This is a genomic window from Pseudarthrobacter sp. O4, from assembly GCF_050157025.1.
GTDB lineage: Bacteria > Actinomycetota > Actinomycetes > Actinomycetales > Micrococcaceae > Arthrobacter.
The window spans coordinates 3,193,817-3,209,984 of the sequence record NZ_CP189591.1; the positions used below are offsets into that span (position 1 = coordinate 3,193,817).

Annotated in this window: 19 protein-coding genes and 1 tRNA gene; 10 read left to right on the plus strand and 10 right to left on the minus strand. The window is 68.4% G+C overall.

Annotated elements, in window-relative coordinates; translation table 11 throughout:
* Position 1: 1 nt before the first annotated feature.
* From ACQCSU_RS14885 to ACQCSU_RS14900, 4 genes are all read left to right on the plus strand, one after another.
* Positions 2 to 193 carry a YbdD/YjiX family protein gene (locus tag ACQCSU_RS14885; protein ID WP_426976052.1) on the plus strand — a complete coding sequence of 64 codons (192 nt, stop codon included), beginning with the start codon at positions 2 to 4 and terminating at the stop codon, positions 191 to 193.
* Between the two features lie 199 nt (positions 194 to 392).
* Positions 393 to 1,085 carry a bacterial proteasome activator family protein gene (locus ACQCSU_RS14890; protein ID WP_426976053.1) on the plus strand — a complete coding sequence of 231 codons (693 nt, stop codon included), beginning with the start codon at positions 393 to 395 and terminating at the stop codon, positions 1,083 to 1,085.
* Between the two features lie 7 nt (positions 1,086 to 1,092).
* Positions 1,093 to 1,548: a hypothetical protein gene (locus ACQCSU_RS14895; RefSeq protein ID WP_426976054.1), complete on the plus strand. Its 456-nt coding sequence runs from the start codon at positions 1,093 to 1,095 to the stop codon at positions 1,546 to 1,548.
* Between the two features lie 103 nt (positions 1,549 to 1,651).
* A complete protein-coding gene (locus ACQCSU_RS14900) occupies positions 1,652 to 2,497 on the plus strand; it encodes an aldo/keto reductase (RefSeq protein WP_426976055.1) in 846 nt (281 codons plus the stop codon).
* Positions 2,498 to 2,620: 123 nt separating this feature from the next.
* Here ACQCSU_RS14900 and ACQCSU_RS14905 read toward each other — a convergent pair whose 3' ends face one another.
* Entirely contained in the window at positions 2,621 to 2,800 is a 180-nt protein-coding gene (locus tag ACQCSU_RS14905) for a hypothetical protein (RefSeq protein ID WP_426976056.1), read from the minus strand.
* 39 nt (positions 2,801 to 2,839) lie between these two features.
* Positions 2,840 to 3,856: a hypothetical protein gene (locus ACQCSU_RS14910; RefSeq protein WP_426976057.1), complete on the minus strand. Its 1,017-nt coding sequence runs from the start codon at positions 3,854 to 3,856 to the stop codon at positions 2,840 to 2,842.
* An 18-nt stretch (positions 3,857 to 3,874) separates the two neighbouring features.
* Here ACQCSU_RS14910 and ACQCSU_RS14915 point away from each other — a divergent pair, with 18 nt between their 5' ends.
* On the plus strand, positions 3,875 to 4,402 hold the full coding sequence (locus ACQCSU_RS14915; RefSeq protein ID WP_426976058.1) for a hypothetical protein: 528 nt from the start codon (positions 3,875 to 3,877) through the stop codon (positions 4,400 to 4,402).
* Here the strand turns inward: ACQCSU_RS14915 and ACQCSU_RS14920 are convergent.
* Entirely contained in the window at positions 4,359 to 5,657 is a 1,299-nt protein-coding gene (locus tag ACQCSU_RS14920; protein ID WP_426976059.1) for an MFS transporter, read from the minus strand. The genes ACQCSU_RS14915 and ACQCSU_RS14920 overlap by 44 nt on opposite strands.
* Positions 5,658 to 5,921: 264 nt before the next feature.
* Between ACQCSU_RS14920 and ACQCSU_RS14925 the strand changes: the two genes are divergently transcribed.
* Both ACQCSU_RS14925 and ACQCSU_RS14930 read left to right on the plus strand, forming a co-directional pair.
* Positions 5,922 to 6,380: a hypothetical protein gene (locus ACQCSU_RS14925; protein WP_426976060.1), complete on the plus strand. Its 459-nt coding sequence runs from the start codon at positions 5,922 to 5,924 to the stop codon at positions 6,378 to 6,380.
* Complete coding sequence (locus ACQCSU_RS14930; RefSeq protein WP_426976061.1) at positions 6,373 to 6,693, plus strand: hypothetical protein; 321 nt, start codon at positions 6,373 to 6,375, stop codon at positions 6,691 to 6,693. Before ACQCSU_RS14925 ends, ACQCSU_RS14930 begins: the two co-directional genes overlap by 8 nt.
* 63 nt (positions 6,694 to 6,756) lie before the next feature.
* Here the strand turns inward: ACQCSU_RS14930 and ACQCSU_RS14935 are convergent, their stop codons facing one another.
* From ACQCSU_RS14935 to tmk, 5 genes are all read right to left on the minus strand, one after another.
* On the minus strand, positions 6,757 to 8,223 hold the full coding sequence (locus tag ACQCSU_RS14935; protein WP_426976062.1) for an FAD-binding oxidoreductase: 1,467 nt from the start codon (positions 8,221 to 8,223) through the stop codon (positions 6,757 to 6,759).
* A gap of 89 nt (positions 8,224 to 8,312) precedes the next feature.
* Positions 8,313 to 8,385, minus strand: a tRNA-Thr gene (locus tag ACQCSU_RS14940).
* A 136-nt stretch (positions 8,386 to 8,521) separates the two neighbouring features.
* Positions 8,522 to 10,090 carry an alpha/beta hydrolase gene (locus ACQCSU_RS14945; protein ID WP_426976063.1) on the minus strand — a complete coding sequence of 523 codons (1,569 nt, stop codon included), beginning with the start codon at positions 10,088 to 10,090 and terminating at the stop codon, positions 8,522 to 8,524.
* Positions 10,091 to 10,177: 87 nt separating this feature from the next.
* Entirely contained in the window at positions 10,178 to 11,320 is a 1,143-nt protein-coding gene (locus ACQCSU_RS14950; protein WP_426976064.1) for a DNA polymerase III subunit delta', read from the minus strand.
* Positions 11,317 to 11,973: a dTMP kinase gene (tmk, locus tag ACQCSU_RS14955; protein ID WP_426976065.1), complete on the minus strand. Its 657-nt coding sequence runs from the start codon at positions 11,971 to 11,973 to the stop codon at positions 11,317 to 11,319. The genes ACQCSU_RS14950 and tmk overlap by 4 nt, the downstream gene beginning before the upstream one ends.
* A gap of 88 nt (positions 11,974 to 12,061) precedes the next feature.
* On the opposite strand from tmk, the gene ACQCSU_RS14960 reads away from it, so the two are divergent.
* Together ACQCSU_RS14960 and ACQCSU_RS14965 are read left to right on the plus strand one after the other, a co-directional pair.
* Positions 12,062 to 13,258, plus strand: coding sequence for a trans-sulfuration enzyme family protein (locus tag ACQCSU_RS14960; RefSeq protein WP_426976066.1), 1,197 nt, complete (start codon positions 12,062 to 12,064; stop codon positions 13,256 to 13,258).
* Between the two features lie 9 nt (positions 13,259 to 13,267).
* Entirely contained in the window at positions 13,268 to 13,624 is a 357-nt protein-coding gene (locus ACQCSU_RS14965) for a DUF2516 family protein (RefSeq protein ID WP_426976067.1), read from the plus strand.
* A gap of 1 nt (position 13,625) precedes the next feature.
* Here the strand turns inward: ACQCSU_RS14965 and ACQCSU_RS14970 are convergent, their stop codons facing one another.
* Positions 13,626 to 14,474, minus strand: coding sequence for a class I SAM-dependent methyltransferase (locus tag ACQCSU_RS14970; RefSeq protein WP_426976068.1), 849 nt, complete (start codon positions 14,472 to 14,474; stop codon positions 13,626 to 13,628).
* An 83-nt stretch (positions 14,475 to 14,557) separates the two neighbouring features.
* Here ACQCSU_RS14970 and ACQCSU_RS14975 point away from each other — a divergent pair, with 83 nt between their 5' ends.
* Positions 14,558 to 15,304, plus strand: a complete 747-nt coding sequence (locus ACQCSU_RS14975; RefSeq protein ID WP_426976069.1) for a phosphoglyceromutase — start codon at positions 14,558 to 14,560, stop codon at positions 15,302 to 15,304.
* 104 nt (positions 15,305 to 15,408) lie between these two features.
* Here ACQCSU_RS14975 and phoU read toward each other — a convergent pair whose 3' ends face one another.
* Positions 15,409 to 16,071: a phosphate signaling complex protein PhoU gene (gene phoU, locus ACQCSU_RS14980; protein ID WP_426976070.1), complete on the minus strand. Its 663-nt coding sequence runs from the start codon at positions 16,069 to 16,071 to the stop codon at positions 15,409 to 15,411.
* Positions 16,072 to 16,168: the final 97 nt, after the last annotated feature.

Below are 16,168 nucleotides of genomic sequence, written 5' to 3' on the forward strand. Positions count from 1 at the left end.
CATGAACGCGGTAGTTGAGGGATTCCGGGGATTCGCCCGGTACCTGGGCGGTGTGATGGGCGCGGATGCTTACGCGAAATACCTGGAACACCAGGCCGTCTCCGGGCACGGCGACCCGCCGCTGACGGAGCGGGAGTTCTGGCGGGACCATTCGGACCGCCAGGACAGCAACCCGCAGGGCCGGTGCTGCTGACCCAGGATTGCTGACCCCGGATTGCTGATCGGGGTTCGCTGATTCGGCTGCCGCGTTCCGGAGGACGCCGTCGTGCACAATAGTGCCCGACGGCGTCCTCCGCGGTTTCGTACCACCCTGCGCCATCGCGCGGCCCGGTGGTTTCGCGGACGCGCAGCCGGCAGGGTTCCCGGTCCCGGGCTCGTGAGAGTATGAAGCCATGAGCGATCCGAACGCCACTCAACCTGCCGAAGACGTTCCCGTCGAAGGCACCACCCTGGACGACGACGCCCGGACCCCGGTCGACGGCCGCGCAGCCCCAGCTGCCGAATCAGGACACCGCGCGGAGCCAGCACAACCCGGGCCCGCCGACGGCGGCCGGCCCGCCGCGCGTCCCAAGGGCAGCCAGCTGCGGGACCTCGTGGATGAACCCGCGAAGGTCATGCGGATCGGCACCATGATGAAGCAGCTGCTGGACGAGGTGAAGTCCGCGCCGCTGGATGACGCGGCGCGCGCCCGCCTTGCCAGCATCCACGAACGCTCCATCAAGGAGCTCGAGGACGGCCTCGCGCCGGAGCTCGTCGAGGAGCTCGAACGGATCAACCTTCCCTTCTCCGAAGACATCACGCCCTCCGATGCCGAGCTGCGGATTGCCCAGGCCCAGCTGGTCGGCTGGCTCGAAGGCCTCTTCCACGGCATCCAGACAGCCCTCGCCGCGCAGCACGCCGCCAGGGAACACGCGGCCGCCCAGCTCCAGCTTCGTCAGTTGCCGCCCGGAACGGTGATCGCGCCCGGTGTCATCATCGGGGAGAACGGTGAACCCCAGCGGGCCGCCGCGTCCAGGCCCGGGGCGGCACCCGCCGGGCCTCCCGGGCCCGCCGATCCGGACCACGGTCCCGGCCAGTACCTCTAGGGCACCCTTGGGATTCTTCAGGACCGCCCGGCAGGGAAAGATAGACGACGCCGAACTCGGTACGGGCCTCTGGCGACGGGCCCACGACCGCTTCATACGCGGACTGGACCGTTATCACCAGGTCTTGGAAGGCGTCGAGGATGAAGTGCTCTATGCCGAACTCGTGGACATCGCCAACGAGCTGTCCGAACTCGCTGTTCGGGTCCGGATGGTCTGCGTCGAGGCCCAGAGGCGCTCGCCCAGTGACGGCCTCGACATCCCCGGCGACCTGGCCGGCGTCCACCGCTCGCTGTCCACCGCAGGCAACTCCCTGGCCACCACGGCCGAGGCGGCTGCGATGCTCCGGCTCGCCGTCGGGCCGGTGCCGACCGGCGCGGTATCGGTCAGGCGTCGGGCCGAATCCGTGCTGGAACACATCAGTGATGCGGAACGGCGTCTTGCCGAAGCCTCCGCCGGGGACTGAGAACCCGGCTCCGCAGTCCGCCGGCCGGTATTCCCGGTTTCGCGGGTAGCTTAGCTTGGCACCTACGCTGGCCGGGCCGCACAGAAATTGGCAGAGTAGTCGGATGACTTCTTCTCCGGAACTGACTTTCAATGACGGCAACACCATTCCCCAGCTCGGCTACGGGGTGTGGCAGGTTGAGGACGATGTAGCCGAAAAGGTGGTTGTCCAGGCGTTCGAAGCCGGCTTCCGCCACATCGACACCGCGAAGATCTATGGCAACGAGGCAGGAGTTGGCCGGGCGATTGAGCGCTCCGGCCTCCAGCCCGAGGAAATCTTCATCACCACCAAGCTGTGGAACTCGGACCAGGGCTACGAATCCACGCTGCAGGCCTTCGAGGCCTCCCTGGAGCGGCTCGGCCTCGAGACCCTGGATATGTACCTGATCCACTGGCAGCAGCCGAAGCAGGACAAGTACGTGGAGACCTGGAAAGCGCTCATCGAACTGCAGAAGCAGGGCCGCGTGAAGACCATCGGCGTCTCCAACTTCACCAAGGAAGGCCTGCAGCGCCTGATTGACGAGACGGGCGTTGTTCCGGCCATCAACCAGGTCGAACTGCACCCGTTCTTCAACCAGGCTGAGCTGCGTGAGTTCAATGCCTCCAAGGGGATCCTCACCCAGGCCTGGTCGCCGCTGGGCCAGGGCGGCGAGCTGCTGGACAGCCCGGTGATCGCCCGGATTGCGGCCAAGCACAACGCCACCCCGGCACAGGTCGTCATCGCCTGGCACCTCGCCATCGGCAATGTCGTCATCCCCAAGTCCGTGACCGAGTCCCGCATCCGCGAGAACTACGCGGCGCTGGACGTCACCCTGGACGAGACCGACGTGCAGGCCATCAACGGCATGGACAACTCGGCAGAGGGCGCCGGACGCATCGGCCCCGACCCGGCAGTCTCCGACTTCGCCTAAGCGAACGCCTCGGCTCCGCCGCCGGGACCACCCCGGCGGCTGACGCCGGAACCGCAGCAGGGCCTTCACCCGTTCCGGGTGGGGGCCCTTTCTGCTGGACAGTTCGCCCGCCGGATGGACGGCTCAGGCGGCCTTCCGGCGTTGCAGAAGGGGCACGGCGTCGATGATGGCCCAGCCGTCCTCGTCTGCAACACTCCGGCTCGCGAAGCGCTCCGCGTCGGCGGCGTCGTCGAAAGCCTCGGTGCGGATGCGGCCGCAGTCGGTGTCCAGATACGTCACTTCAAAGTACTGGTTCGTTTCCATGCATTAAGTGTGCAACCGGCCTCCGACAGTATTAGGCCGTTAGCCCGGCGTGTTGCCAAGCCGCAACACCCGCTCGCGGGCGAGGTCCTCTTTTCGCCGGGCCCTGTCCGAGGCCCGGACCGCCCGCTGCGCCTGGGCGGCCACCAGCTCGTGCTGTTTGCGGGCTGATTTGAGGTCCAGCTCTGTCTGTTCCAGCTGTTTCCTCAGCGTCAGTGCCGCCTCGGCCAGGCCGGCCGCCAGGGCTCTGGCCTCGTCCAGTTCCTGCCCGTACCGCAGGGCTTCCTCCGTGGCCTCGCGGGCGGACTGTTCGGCCTGGTCCAACGCCTCCCGGGCGCGTTCGAGCGCCGACGGCGCGGGCGCCCGGGATTCCTCCCGCACCGCCCGCAGCCGGGGCTGGGCCGCCTGCTTCGGGACCGCGTGCTTCGGGGCCGCGTGCTTCGTCGCCCGGGCCCCGGCCGGAGCGGAAGAGCTGGACGGGACCTTCGAGGGAACCGCAACAGAAGCTGCCGGGATGGCAAGGGACGGCAGCGCCACGGCACCGGCGAGGTCCACGACGTCGACCCCGTCGGCGGACAGCCCCCGGAGCAGGCGCCCGCTCCGCACCGCCTCCGCCGCGCCTTCGTCAGCCGTGGCGGCACGCAGCGTCTCCTCCACTTCCGTTGCGATCGCACCGCTGATCTTCCGGCCCTGCTGTGCTGCCACAGCCTGGGCATCCCGGACGGCAGCGGCCAGGAGTTGCCGCCGGTGTTGCGCCAGCTTACGGAGTTCCGCCGCGTCCAGGGCCGACTGCGCGGCGCGCATGGACTGCCCCAACGCGGCGAGTTCCCGGAGCGTCTCGGGCTGGCGCGCCGCGAGCATGTTCACGGTCCACGCCGCCACGGACGGCTTGGGCAGGGACCGCACGTCTGCGGCGAGGGACCGCTGGTCCGTCGCGGTGATACCTTTCCCCGACGCGGCGGCCACTTCCTTTGCGGCGGCCGTCCGGGCGGCAACAAAATCGTCGAACGGCAAGGCATAGAGCCGTGCCGCAATGCCCGCCAGCTCCAGCTCTCCCATGCAAGAATCATAGAAGCCGTGACCCCGGCCATGGCGGCACAAGGGGCGCGCCCAACGGAGGAGGGCACACTTGATCGAAATCGCTGGCCTCCGGCCCATATCCTGCTCATCCATGCCGTCGTGGTGCTGGCGCCCATCGCCGGACTGGCCGCCATCGTGTACGCCGCCGCCGCGCGCTGGCGCAGCTACCTGGCCTGGCCCCTGGGACTCCTGTCCCTGGGCCTTGTCCCGTGGTCCCTCCTCACTGCCCAGGCGGGCGAACAACTCGAAAAATCCCGCCCCTCCTCGGCGTTCATCCAGGAGCATGCCCAGCAGGGAGATGTGCTCAAGGTCACCTCGGTGATCTTCTTCGTCATCGTTGCGGCAATGATCGTTGCCAGCCACGAGCCGATCGGCCGGCGTTTCGCGTTCCTCGGCGGCCTTCGGACGAACCGCGTGGTCGGAATCGTCCTGCTGGCCGCCGGCGCGGCGGCCGGAGCCTTCTTCATCTACCAGAGCATCATCACCGGCCACTCCGGGGCCACCTCCGTCTGGTCGTCGCGCTAAGCGACCCGGGTCGCCAGGACCGGCGCGACTTCCGCAGCGTCACGAGCAGGACCACAAAGGCGACCAGCTGCAACGCACCCACCGCCCCGATGAGCAGCGGCCGGGCGTCGTAGAGCGCCCCGTACAGGGCACCTCCCGCCAGCGCCCCGCCTCCTTCGAAGGCTGCGAAGACGCCGTAGGCCGTGCCCTGCCGGAGTTCCGGCACCAGATCGGCTATCAGCGCCTTGACCGTGGAATCCTGGATGCCCGCGGCGGTTCCCCAGACCAGAACCCCGAGCAGGACAGGGCCAGCTCCCGGCGCCAGGGCCAGGACCGGCACGGCGGCGATCAGCACGGGCAGGGCGAGCAGCACCCCCGCGCCGGCACTGTCGTACACGACGCCGCTGGCGAGGGCGCCGAGTGCCGCCGCGCCCATCGCGCCCGCGTACAGCAGCGGAACCACCGCTACCGGAACGGCCAGCGACGTCGTCAGGTGGAAGGAGATGACGCCGAACGCCACCAGACCCGCGCTCCAAAAGAAGGCGGCGACGGCGAACAGAATGAAAGTTCCGGTGAACAACGACGGCGGCTGGCCGGCAGTGTCCGCCGCCGTCGGAACCTCCGGTTGCTGGCCCGCACCCGGAACCCGGACCCGGCGTCGCAGCCAGACCAGCAGGAACAGTGCCGCGGCAGCGGGAATGGCCAGCACCGCCAGGGCCACGGAGATGAGTCCCGTGGCAGCGAGCACTGCGGAGACCAGGAGCGGCCCGAGCAGGGCCCCGGCGAGGTCGAGGGACTTGTGGACCGCGAAGCCGCGGCCGCGGCCCACCGGCTTGGCTACGGCGGCCAGCAGCACGGTCTTGGCCGGGCTCCGGACGGCCTTGCCTACCCGGTCGCCGATGATGAGCACGCAGGCCAGGACCAGGCCGGCGGCTCCGATCAGTGGCGCCAGCGCGAGCAGCGGAACACAGACAGCCGTGAGTGCGTAACCGGCCAGCGTGAAGGTCCAGTACCTGCGGGTGCGGTCCGCCCACGGGCCGAAGATCAGCCGGAGCCCCTGGGCTGCGGCCTCGGCGCCGCCGGTCACGAGGCCCACAATCAGGGCCGAGGCGCCGAGCTGGGCCAGTAACGGGCCTGCCAGCGGACGGGCTCCGTCGGAAACAACGTCGGCCGCCAGGCTGACCAGGCCGAACCCGACCACCGGACCCCAGGAGGGACGGCGCTTCACGCCAGGCGTGGCAGCGTGCTGCCCACGCGTCCGCTCCGGCTGTCCCATTTCCCTAGGTTTGCCGATGTCCTGCGCAATGACAAGGCCACAGAACCCCGGCCGGGCTGCGGCGCGGGCAGGAAATATTCAGCAAACTGCATATTTTCCGTGTTCGCTTGGTAGTTTTTGTTTGCCCAGCCCCGTGAACAAGTGCGCGGTTCCTTCACCTCCGACTCCGGCGCCCGGGCCAGCGGTCAGCGACGCCTGTCCTGAAACGGCTGCTACGTCGCCAACATCGACGTCACCGGACTGCGGAGCGCCCTCACCTGGTCCGTGACCTGGCCGGATCCGAACGTCACGAGGGTCGTCAACTCCTGGGGTGTGAAGTGCACGTTCATCGCCAAGGTCTCGGTCACGTGCACAGGCTCCGCTTGGGCCACAACCATCAGCACCGGCCAGAAGCGCACCGTTGGCCTGCAGGTTGACGCCGTGAAAGCACCGATCAACCCGGTGTTGACCGCCAGGTTGCGCTCAGGCGCGCCGTCGAAGGCCGATGGCGGCCCACACCATCAGCAGGAGACCACCGAGAGCGAGCAGCATTGGGCCGGGAGAGCCACGGCCTTCCTGCTCTTCGGACGTCATCGGCGCCGCGGCGACCCCGGGAGCCTCCGTCGCGGTGGCAGCGGGAAGGGACGCGGTTGCGGTGGGAGTCGGTCCGGCGGCGGGCGAAGTCGTGCCCCGGTCCACTACTGGTGCCCCGGCTGCTGGCTGACCGGCGGACGGCGTGGTTGAACTTCCGGGAGCCGGCGGAGCCGGCCCGGCCGGCACCGCCCGGGTCGGCGTCGTCAGCGGTGCGGGCGTGCTGCTCGCTGTCGGGGCAGGTGTGGGCGCCGCCGGAGGCCCCGTCGGGGACGGCGGGCAGATCAGTACCGGGAGGAGGCCACCGATGGTCCCGCACGGCTCGGCCACCGCGGGCGCCGCGAGGACGAGCGGCGTCAGCGCAAGAGTCAGGGCAGCTGCGGCGGCATACCCTGTCCTCTTGTTCATCCTCATCCGGACCATCGTAGGGGGCAACAGCCGGCTGAGCTGGGATTTCGCCGGGTGAAAACCGCGGCTTAGAGCAGAACGCCGGCCAGAATCTCCTGGCCGGCGTTCCCGGCTGCGCCCGCTAAGGGCGGATGTTCTGATTCATCCGGAAGACGTTGTCCGGGTCCCACGCGCGCTTGAGCCCGACGAGCCGCTCGTACTTCTCGTCGCCGTAGATCGCACGCGCGTCTTCTCGCGATTCGGCGACATCGTTGACGTAGCGGCCCCTGGTTGCGAACCGCGCGACGTCGGCCATTCCCGCCCGGGCCCACCCGCGGGAGGGCCCGTCGAGCGCCGGATCGTCCCACTGGATCTCGGCGCCCATCCAGTACGCCGCCGTGCGGCCCGTGAACGCGGTCGCATCCTCCGGCACCTCGGCGATCGCCCGGCCCCACGACCAGATACCGAACTCGCCCCCGGCTCCCGCAGGCATCCCGTGCGCGTGTTGGACGGTCAGGTCGACGAGCTCGTCGGGCAGTCCGCGGAGGAAGGCGCTCTTCATATAGAAGCGGTGGCCCCAGGCCGAGGCCTCGTCTGCGAGGCGCTGCGCGACCAAGTGGGGTTTCGGCTCGATCGAGTCGGCGACCGGCGGTCCGAACGCACGCAAGATCGCGAGATCCCGCTCGGCCTCCCGGGGTGGCCCGCAGTGCAAGACGGAGACAGCGGCGATCGGCCGCCCACCGATCCCGGGCGGGAAGTTCTCCGCCGGGAGCGCCAGACGGACGTAGAAGCCGAGCCACAGCTCGTCAGGGCCAGCCTCGGCGGTCTCACTGAAGAGCTGCGCGAGCTCTCCGGCCCGCTCGATCGGGTGGACGACGGTCCCGTGCGTAATCGGATGCTCGAGCGGATGGAGCCCGTATTCGAATGACGTCGCGACGCCGAAGTTTGCGCCGGCCCCGCGGACACCCCAGAAGAGGTCGGGGTTCTCGTCCGCCGAGGCCCGGACAACCCTGCCGTCGGCTGTCACGAGGTCGACTGCGCGCAGGTTGTCGATCGTTAGCCCGAACTTCCGCTGAAGACGGCCCATCCCCCCGCCGAGCGTGAGCCCGGCGACACCGGTGTGGGAGACCACGCCGACCGGGCAAACGAGGCCAACCGCCTGAGCGGCGTTGTCCAGCTCTGAAAGCAGCGCGCCGCCGGCGCAGACAGCCGTGCGGCGTGCGGGATCGATCTTCGCGCCGCGCATCCGCGAGAGGTCGATGACGATTCCGTCGTCACACGTGGAGAGGCCAGGGATGCTGTGGCCGCCGCCGCGCACGGCGACTACGAGGTCCTGCTCCCGGGCGAACCGCAGGGCCGCCACGACGTCGGCCGTTCCCCTCGGCAGCACGACGAGCCCCGGCCGGCGGTCGACCAGCCCGTTCCAGACAGCACGCGCAGCGTCGTATTTCGGATCCCCCGGCCTGACCACGTCGCCGCCGAAGCCGTCCGCAAAGGCCTTCACCGTGCGGGTGTCCAGCATGGCTCCATGGTAGGGCCGGGGTACGGAGGTTTCCAGAGGAAGGACGGCCGGTACGTTTCCGGCCCCAGGTCGAGCGGGGTCCCGCATCGTGATTGCCGCGCTCTTGGCGTCGCTGACGGAGACTCTGGGAATTGACAGAACCCCCGGAAATCGTTGATTTCCGGGGGTTCTTCTAGAGCTTCCTGCCAGAATCGAACTGGCGACCTTCTCATTACGAGTGAGACGCTCTACCAACTGAGCTAAGGAAGCAACCGCATGAAATCCCGGGAAACCGGGCGGATCATGCAAGAGATAACTGTAATGGAGTTCCGGCGCCCGGGTCAAAATGAGCGGTGGCAGCCCTCGGCCGACGTCCCGCGGGAGGCCGCCGGAGACGAAACCAGGCTCAGCAGACGGTGTTGTCCGCCGGCGCCTTGCCGTCGACCAGATAGCGGTCCACGGCGTTGCCGATGCAGTCGTTGGAGCGGCCGTAGGCGGTGTGGCCCTCGCCCTTCCACGTCAGCAGCGAGGCGTTGCCGAGCTGCTTGCGCAGCGAGCTGGCCCATTCCACCGGCGTGGCCGGATCGCCGGTGGTCCCCACCACGACGATCTCGGCGGAGCCCTTGTAATCCACCGGCGCAGGGGTCCGGACGTTCTTGTAGGGCCACTCCTTGCAGTCGCTACCGCCGTAGGCGAAGTAGTAGCCAAGCGTCGGGGAGTCCTGGCGCAGCCGCTGCTCGTCGGCGCGCATCGCGGCGGTGTCCGTCACCATCGGGTAGTCCAGGCAGTTGATGGCGCTGAACGCGAAGCTGCTGTTTGACGAGTAGCTGCCGTCGGGCTGCCGGCTGGCGTTGAAGTCGGCCAGCCGCAGGAACTGCGTCGGATCGCCCTTCATGATCTGGTCAAGGGCCTGGGTAAGGATGGGCCAGTTGGTGTCGGCATAGAGCGGCACGATGATGCCCGTGACAACCGTCGACGCAGAGACGATCCGGCCGTCCCGGGCCCGCATCGGGTTGGCCTCCACGGCCTGGATCACGTCGCGGATCTGCTGCATGCCGTCGTCCACGCTGCCGCTCAGCGGGCAACCGCTGCCCTGCTGGCACCGCTCCACGTAGGCGCGGAGGGCCTTCTCGAAGGCCTTGGCCTGTCCGCTGGTGAGCTCCTCGTAGCTGATCGAGGGATCGAGGGCGCCGTCCAGGACCATCCGGCCCACGTTGTCCGGGAACAGCGAGGCGTAGGTGGAGCCGATGAGCGTTCCGTACGAATAGCCGAGGTAGTTCAGTTTCGTGTCGTTGACCACGGCGCGGAGCACATCAAGGTCCTTCGCGGCGCTCACGGTATCGATGTGGCCCAGGAGGGGACCTGTCTTCTCGGCGCACTTGGCCGCGATCACCTTGTTGTCGGCGAGGGCCGCATCAAGGCCGGCGTCGGTGTTCAGCGCGTAGATCTTGGCGCGGGAGGCGTCGCGCTCCTGGTCGGTGAGGCAGGTGACCGGAGCGGAGCGTTTCACGCCCCGCGGGTCGAAACCGATGATGTCGTAATTTGCGCGGACCTTGTCCGAGATGTTGGTGGCCCCGGCGTCCTTGACGAAGTCATACCCCGAGCCGCCGGGCCCGCCGGGGTTGACCAGCAGGCTGCCCTTCTTGGTGCTCTTGGTGGTCAGCTTGATGGCAGCAAGTTCGATGCTGTCCCCGTCCGGCTTGCTGTAGTCCGCCGGGACCTTGATCTTGGCGCACTGGAAGCTGCTCTCGCAGGGCGTCCAGTTGACCTGCTGCGAGTAGAAGCTGCGGAGCTCAGCCGGCGCCGAGGCAGCAATGGCAGGATCGGGCTGACCCGGCCTGGCGTCCTGAGACGCACCACCACCACCGAAGAGGCTGCACGAGGCAAGCACCACGGCCAGGGCCATGGCGCCGACAGCCCGCACACCGATCGCTACGGATCGGGATCTGGCGGGCACTTCTCGGGCAGACTTCATGCGGTTCTCCTCGGTGGATAGGTACGGAACGGCGGGGCCGGCCACATCAGACCGGCCACTTCGGGCCGGGCGGAGAGACGGGCACGGTCAGATGAGGCTGCTGGCCATGGACTCGATGGCCAGCAGCGGAGCAACGTTGGTGGTGGTGATCCTCGTCCTGGCCTTGTTGATGGCGTCCATGCGGGCAAGCGTGGTTTCGGCACCGGAATGTCTGGCGAATTCTTCGAGTTCGCCTCTGAGTTCAACGTTGACGAGTTCAACAGCGTTCCCCATCTGGATGATGAGCACATCCCGGTAAAAGGACAACAGGTCGGTCAGCGTGCGGTCAAGGGAATCGGTCACGGAACGCTTGGCGCGGCGTTTCTGGTCATCCTCGAGTTGTTTCACCTGGGCCCGAATGGCCGGGGGCAGGGTGCCGCTCTCCGGTGCCCCGAGGGTGGCAAGCAGCGCAATCTTCTCTGCCGCATCACGCTCGTCATTGGAGCTGTTGGCTTCCTCGGTGGCGATCTTGACTAGCTTTTCCGCCATCAGGACTGCCGCCGTGACGCCCCGCAGGCCCAGCGGGAACCGCACGGTTTCAAGCCGGCGCTCCCTGGCTTCCGGGTCCCGGGCCAGGCGGCGTGCGATGCCGACATGGCTCTGCGCCGCGCGGGCTGCGCGTTCCGCGACAGCCTGCTCCACGCCGTCGCGCTTGACCAGTAGGGCTGCGACGTCGGCAGGCGGCGGAAGCCGGAGCGCGACGGCCCTGCAGCGTGAGCGGATCGTGACCAGGACATCGGCCGGCGACGGCGCGCACAGCATCCACACGGTGCGGGGGGTGGGTTCCTCGATGGCCTTGAGCAGCACGTTGGTGGTGCGCTCGGCCATCCGGTCCGCGTCCTCCACAACGATGATCCGCCAGCGGGCCGACGACGGCCGGTTGCCCGCGGTGGAGACCAGTTCGCGGGCCTCGTCGATGGTGATGGTGACCTTCTCGGTGCGCACGAAGGCGACATCCGAGTGTGTTTCGCCGAGGATGGTCAGGCAGGCGGCGCATTCGCCGCAGCCGCGCCGGGTGACGTCCTCCTGGTCGCAGTTCAGGGCCGCGGCGAAGGCCTTCGCCGCGTTGGAGCGGCCGGAACCCGGCGGCCCGGTGAAAAGCCAGGCATGGGTGAGGCCTTCGCCCTGGGCCGCCTGTCGCAACTGGGCGACGACGGCCGGCTGGCCCTGGAGGTCGTCCCAGACGGTCATGCGGTCACGCTGCCGGACAGGGTCAGCAGGGACTCGACCCGCTCGAGGATCCGGGCGGCAAGTTTCTCGACCGGCAGGTGCGCGGCGAGCACCAGATACTTCTCCGGCCTGGCGGCGGCGAGCTCGAGAAAGGTGGTCCGGATCCTGGCGTGGAATTCATCCGCCTCGGATTCGAGGCGGTCCTCGGCGGCGTCACCCGCGGTTCGACGGCGGCGGCCGACCTCGGGGTCGACGTCGAGCAGCACGGTGAGATCCGGCCGGAGTCCGGAGGTGGCCCATTCGTTGATCTCCCGGACCGCGTCCGTGCCGAGCTCGCGTCCCGCGCCCTGGTAGGCGACCGAGGAATCGATGTAGCGGTCGGTGAGGACGATCTCGCCGCGGTCCAGAGCGGGTCGGATGACCTGGACCGCGTGGGCGGCCCGGGAGGCCGCGAAGATCAGCGCCTCGGTGTGGGCGTCGATGTGGCCGTGGCCGTGATCCAGCACCAGGGAGCGCAGCTTCTCGCCGATCGGGGTGCCACCCGGCTCACGGGTCCGCAGCACTTTCAGGCCGCGCGACTCAAGGGCCCCGGCCAGTTCTGCCGCCTGCGTGGACTTGCCGGCGCCGTCGCCGCCTTCGAAGGCGATAAACAGTCCGGGGTTCTGGGTAGTCACTGCTCTAGCCTACCGATAATCACCGACAGCATAATGCCCTGGCGTAACGCCTTGGCTGCCCTGCGGGGCTCCGAAGTACGCTGTGACCATGAGTCTTTCCGAAGAACAGGCAGCGACGCTCTCGGCCGAAACAGTGGTTGTCGCGGCAGGCCGTCCGCCCCGCACCCGTGACCAACCGGTCAACCCGCCGCTCGTGCTGTCCTCGACCTATTTCGGCACCGGGCCCCTGGGCGACGGCGACCGCGGCTACGGCCGGTATTCCAACCCCACGTGGGACCCGTTCGAGGAAGCTCTGGGCCAGCTCGAAGGCGCCGAACTGCCGGGACTTCTTTACGCCTCCGGGCTCGCCGCGGTCAGCTCCGCGCTGTCCCTGGTCCCGGCGCAGGGAGTGCTGGTGATGCCGTCCCACAGCTACGCCGGGTCGCTCGTGATGGCCACGGAACTGGCCCAAAAGGGCTTCCTGGAACTGCGCACCGTGGACATCGCGGACACCGACGCCGTACTGGAACAGCTCGCTCCGGCAGGTGGGGCAGCGGCCAGCATGCTCTGGCTGGAAAGTCCCACCAACCCGATGCTCGGCGTCGCTGACATCCGTGCGCTGACAGCGGCGGCGCACGCGGCGGGCGCCGTCGTCGTTACGGACAACACCTTCTCGACACCTTTGGTGCAGCAGCCCCTCTCCCTGGGTTCCGACGTCGTGCTGCATTCCGTGACAAAGTACCTGTCCGGCCACTCCGACGTCGTGCTCGGCGCCCTGGTGACGTCCGACGCCGGGCTGCGCGCCACGCTGCTGCACCACCGCACCATCCACGGCGGCATCGCCGGTCCCTTTGAGGCGTGGCTGGCGCTGCGCGGACTGCGCACGCTGGCCCTGCGCATTGAACGCTCGCAGGCGTCGGCGGCCGTTCTCGCGGAGCGGCTGAGCAAGCACCCGAAGGTCGCCAGCATCCGCTTCCCCGGCCTCGCCTCGGATCCGGGCCATGAGCGGGCCAAGGCGCAGATGAAGGGATTCGGCTCAGTGCTCTGCATCGAAGTCGCCCCCGTTGGCGGACAAAACGGCGGCCTCAGCGGGGCGGACGCCGCCGACCGCGTGGTCCGTGCGTTGCACTTGTGGCTGCCGGCCACCTCGCTGGGCGGAGTGGAATCCCTGATCGAACGCCGCCGCCGGCACACCGCCGAACCTGCCAGTGTGCCGGAGAACCTGGTCCGGCTGAGCGTCGGAATCGAAAACGTCGAGGACCTCTGGGCCGATTTGGAGCAGGCACTGGCGACTCTGGACGGCTAGGCTGGGGCTATGGACGGAAGAGCGCTTATTTTCTATATCGAGACCGGGGTCTATTTTCTCCTGGCCCTCGTAGCCCTGGTAATTGAGGTGTGGGCGTTCTTCGACTGCCTCCGCCACAAGGCACCGGTCTTTGAGGCCGTCTCGAAACGCACCAAGACGTTCTGGCTGGCCCTGACCGGCGGCGCGCTGGCCGTGGGCCTGCTCTCGGTGCTGGGAGGCGGCGGCGGAGGTCTCCTCGGCCCGCTGGGGCTGTTCGGCCTCGCGGCCGTGACGGCAGCTTCCGTTTACCTCGCGGACGTCCGCCCGGCCGTCAAGGACGCCGGCCGCGGCGGAAGCCGCAACATGGGACCCTACGGCCCCTGGTGACCTAACTCCCGGGCGCGACGGCGTCCCAACCCACCGTCAGTTCACCGAGACGCCAACGCGACGGCCCGTCGTGGACCGGCCAGCCGCCGTCGAACAGGGTCCGGCACATGGCCGACCAGCGCTGCCGGTTTCCGAACGAGGCCAGCGGCGCCGCGTCCAGCCAGGCCTTGTCCATCGCCTGCAGGTAGGAATGGATCCTCTCGCCCGGCACGTTCCGGTGGATGAGGGCCTTCGGCAGCCGTTCCGCCACCTCGGACGGCAGCTCGAAACCGCCGAACCGCAGGGACACGGACAGGCTCAGCGGCCGTTCGGCGTCGAGCGCCACCCAGGTGACGCGCCGGCCGATCTCGTCGCAGGTGCAGTCGATGAACAGGCCGCCCGGCGCCAGCCGGGCCTGCACCAGCTGCCAGATGTTCCCGACGTCGGCTTCCTCGTACTGCCGCAGCACATTGAACGCGCGCACCAGCACCGGCCGGCCCTGAACGGGGAGCTCGAAGCCTCCCAGCTGGAAGCTGAGCCCCGGCCGTTCCAGTTCCTTAGCCAGCCGCACGCGCTCGGGCTCGATCTCGACGCCGACCACGCGGACGTCCGGACGGATCACGGACAGGCGCTCAAAGAGTTCGACGGCAGTGGCAGGCGAGGAGCCGTAGCCCAGATCGACGACGAGCGGATCGGCCGCCGCGCGGAGCCGCCACGCCTGCGGTCCGGTCAGCCAGCGGTCCAGCCGGCGCATCCGGTTGGGATTGGTGGTTCCCCGGGTCACGTTGCCCACCGGCCGCCCGCTCCGGACCGCGTTCTTGGTGCCGCTCCTGATTCCGGAGGAGTCCACGCGCTCAGCCTTCTGCACCACACGCCCAGCCTATCCCGGGTCCGCGTGCGGACGCGTACGTAACGCTCGGCACCGTCCCTGACTGCTCCGCTAGGATGAAAACCATGACTTACAAGCTGATTCTGCTGCGCCACGGCCACAGCGACTGGAACGCCAAGAACCTGTTCACCGGCTGGGTGGACGTTGACCTGAACGACCAGGGCCGCGCTGAGGCGGTCCGCGGCGGCGAGCTTCTCGTGGAGAACAACATCTTCCCGGACATCCTGTACACCTCGGTGTTGAAGCGGGCCATCAACACGGCGAACCTGACCCTCGACAAGGCAGACCGCGGCTGGATCGACGTCAAGCGTGACTGGCGCCTCAACGAACGCCACTACGGTGCCCTGCAGGGCAAGGACAAGGCCCAGACCCTCGCCGAATTCGGCGAGGAGCAGTTCATGCTGTGGCGCCGGTCCTACGACACCCCGCCGCCGCCCCTCGCCGACGACTCCGAGTTCTCCCAGGTGGGCGACCCCCGGTATGCCGGACTGGGCGATGCCATCCCCCGCACCGAGTGCCTCAAGGACGTCCTGATCCGACTCATGCCGTACTGGGAATCGGACATCAAGGAAGACCTCAAGACCGGCAAGACCGTCCTGGTCACGGCCCACGGCAACTCGCTGCGCGCCCTGGTCAAGCACCTCGACGGGATCAGCGACGAGGACATCGCCGGCCTGAACATCCCCACCGGCATCCCGCTCGTGTACGAACTGGACGAGGACTTCAAGCCGCTGAACCCGGGCGGCACCTACCTCGATCCCGAGGCCGCTGCCGAAGCCATCCTGGCCGTCGCCAACCAGGGCAAGAAGTAGCGCTCACTTCGCTGAAACAACCAGCGGCCGGCCACCCCGTGAGGTGACCGGCCGCCGTCGTCTGTTCTGCGCTGCTGTGCCACTGCCGTCCCGACAGGGCAGTGCTAGCTGTGTTCGATGCTGTTCGGCTGCCAGGCCCCGGTGACCAGGTAGGTCACCTTCTGGGCCACCGAGACGCCGTGGTCGGCGAAGCGCTCGAAGTAGCGGCTGGCCAGCGCGACGTCGACCGTGGTGGCCGGGGATTCCTGCCAGTCGCTCCGGGCGATTGCCTTGAAGACGCTCAGGTGGAGATCGTTGACCGCACTGTTGGCCTTCATGATGTCGCGGGCCACTTCGAGGTCGCGGGTTTCCAGCAGCACGGTGAGCTTGTGGGCGATCAGCAGGTCCTGCTCGGCGAAGCTCTTGAACGTCCCGCGCAGCTGGGCGGGAACCACCGTCGCCGGGTAGCGGAGCCGGGCAAGCTGCGCGAGGTGGCGGGCGAGGTCACCCATGCGCTCCAGCGAGGCGCTCATCCGGAGCGAGCCCACGATCATGCGCAGATCGCTGGCCACCGGCCCCTGCAGCGCCAGGATGTCGATGGCGCGCTCGTCGAGGCTGTTCTGCAGGAAGTCGATCCGGGCATCGGCCGCTATGACGTCCTCGGCCAGGTCGATGTCGGCGCCGTCGAAGGCTCTTGTGGCCTTGTCGATGGCCTCGCTGACCAGCTTGGAGATTTCGACGAGCTGTTCCCCCACTTGGGTGAGCTCTTCCTGAAAAACCTTACGCACGTGTGCGTCCTTTCCTCGGAAATATTGCCGGCCGCCGCAGCGGCTGGCCTATTTCGGTTCACCTCTCGGCGCTTCAACTGTCAACTCTTGCAGTGTC

Bases quoted from the DNA above. Each gene is read 5' to 3' on its own strand.
- ACQCSU_RS14900 (WP_426976055.1), top strand. From the start codon at position 1,652: ATGACTTCTTCTCCGGAACTGACTTTCAATGACGGCAACACCATTCCC.
- ACQCSU_RS14920 (WP_426976059.1), bottom strand. From the start codon at position 5,657: ATGGGACAGCCGGAGCGGACGCGTGGGCAGCACGCTGCCACGCCTGGC.
- ACQCSU_RS14885 (WP_426976052.1), top strand. From the start codon at position 2: ATGAACGCGGTAGTTGAGGGATTCCGGGGATTCGCCCGGTACCTGGGC.
- ACQCSU_RS14935 (WP_426976062.1), bottom strand. From the start codon at position 8,223: ATGCGGGACCCCGCTCGACCTGGGGCCGGAAACGTACCGGCCGTCCTT.
- ACQCSU_RS14975 (WP_426976069.1), top strand. From the start codon at position 14,558: ATGACTTACAAGCTGATTCTGCTGCGCCACGGCCACAGCGACTGGAAC.
- ACQCSU_RS14905 (WP_426976056.1), bottom strand. From the start codon at position 2,800: ATGGAAACGAACCAGTACTTTGAAGTGACGTATCTGGACACCGACTGC.
- ACQCSU_RS14965 (WP_426976067.1), top strand. From the start codon at position 13,268: ATGGACGGAAGAGCGCTTATTTTCTATATCGAGACCGGGGTCTATTTT.
- ACQCSU_RS14960 (WP_426976066.1), top strand. From the start codon at position 12,062: ATGAGTCTTTCCGAAGAACAGGCAGCGACGCTCTCGGCCGAAACAGTG.
- ACQCSU_RS14950 (WP_426976064.1), bottom strand. From the start codon at position 11,320: ATGACCGTCTGGGACGACCTCCAGGGCCAGCCGGCCGTCGTCGCCCAG.
- ACQCSU_RS14945 (WP_426976063.1), bottom strand. From the start codon at position 10,090: ATGAAGTCTGCCCGAGAAGTGCCCGCCAGATCCCGATCCGTAGCGATC.
- ACQCSU_RS14910 (WP_426976057.1), bottom strand. From the start codon at position 3,856: ATGGGAGAGCTGGAGCTGGCGGGCATTGCGGCACGGCTCTATGCCTTG.
- ACQCSU_RS14890 (WP_426976053.1), top strand. From the start codon at position 393: ATGAGCGATCCGAACGCCACTCAACCTGCCGAAGACGTTCCCGTCGAA.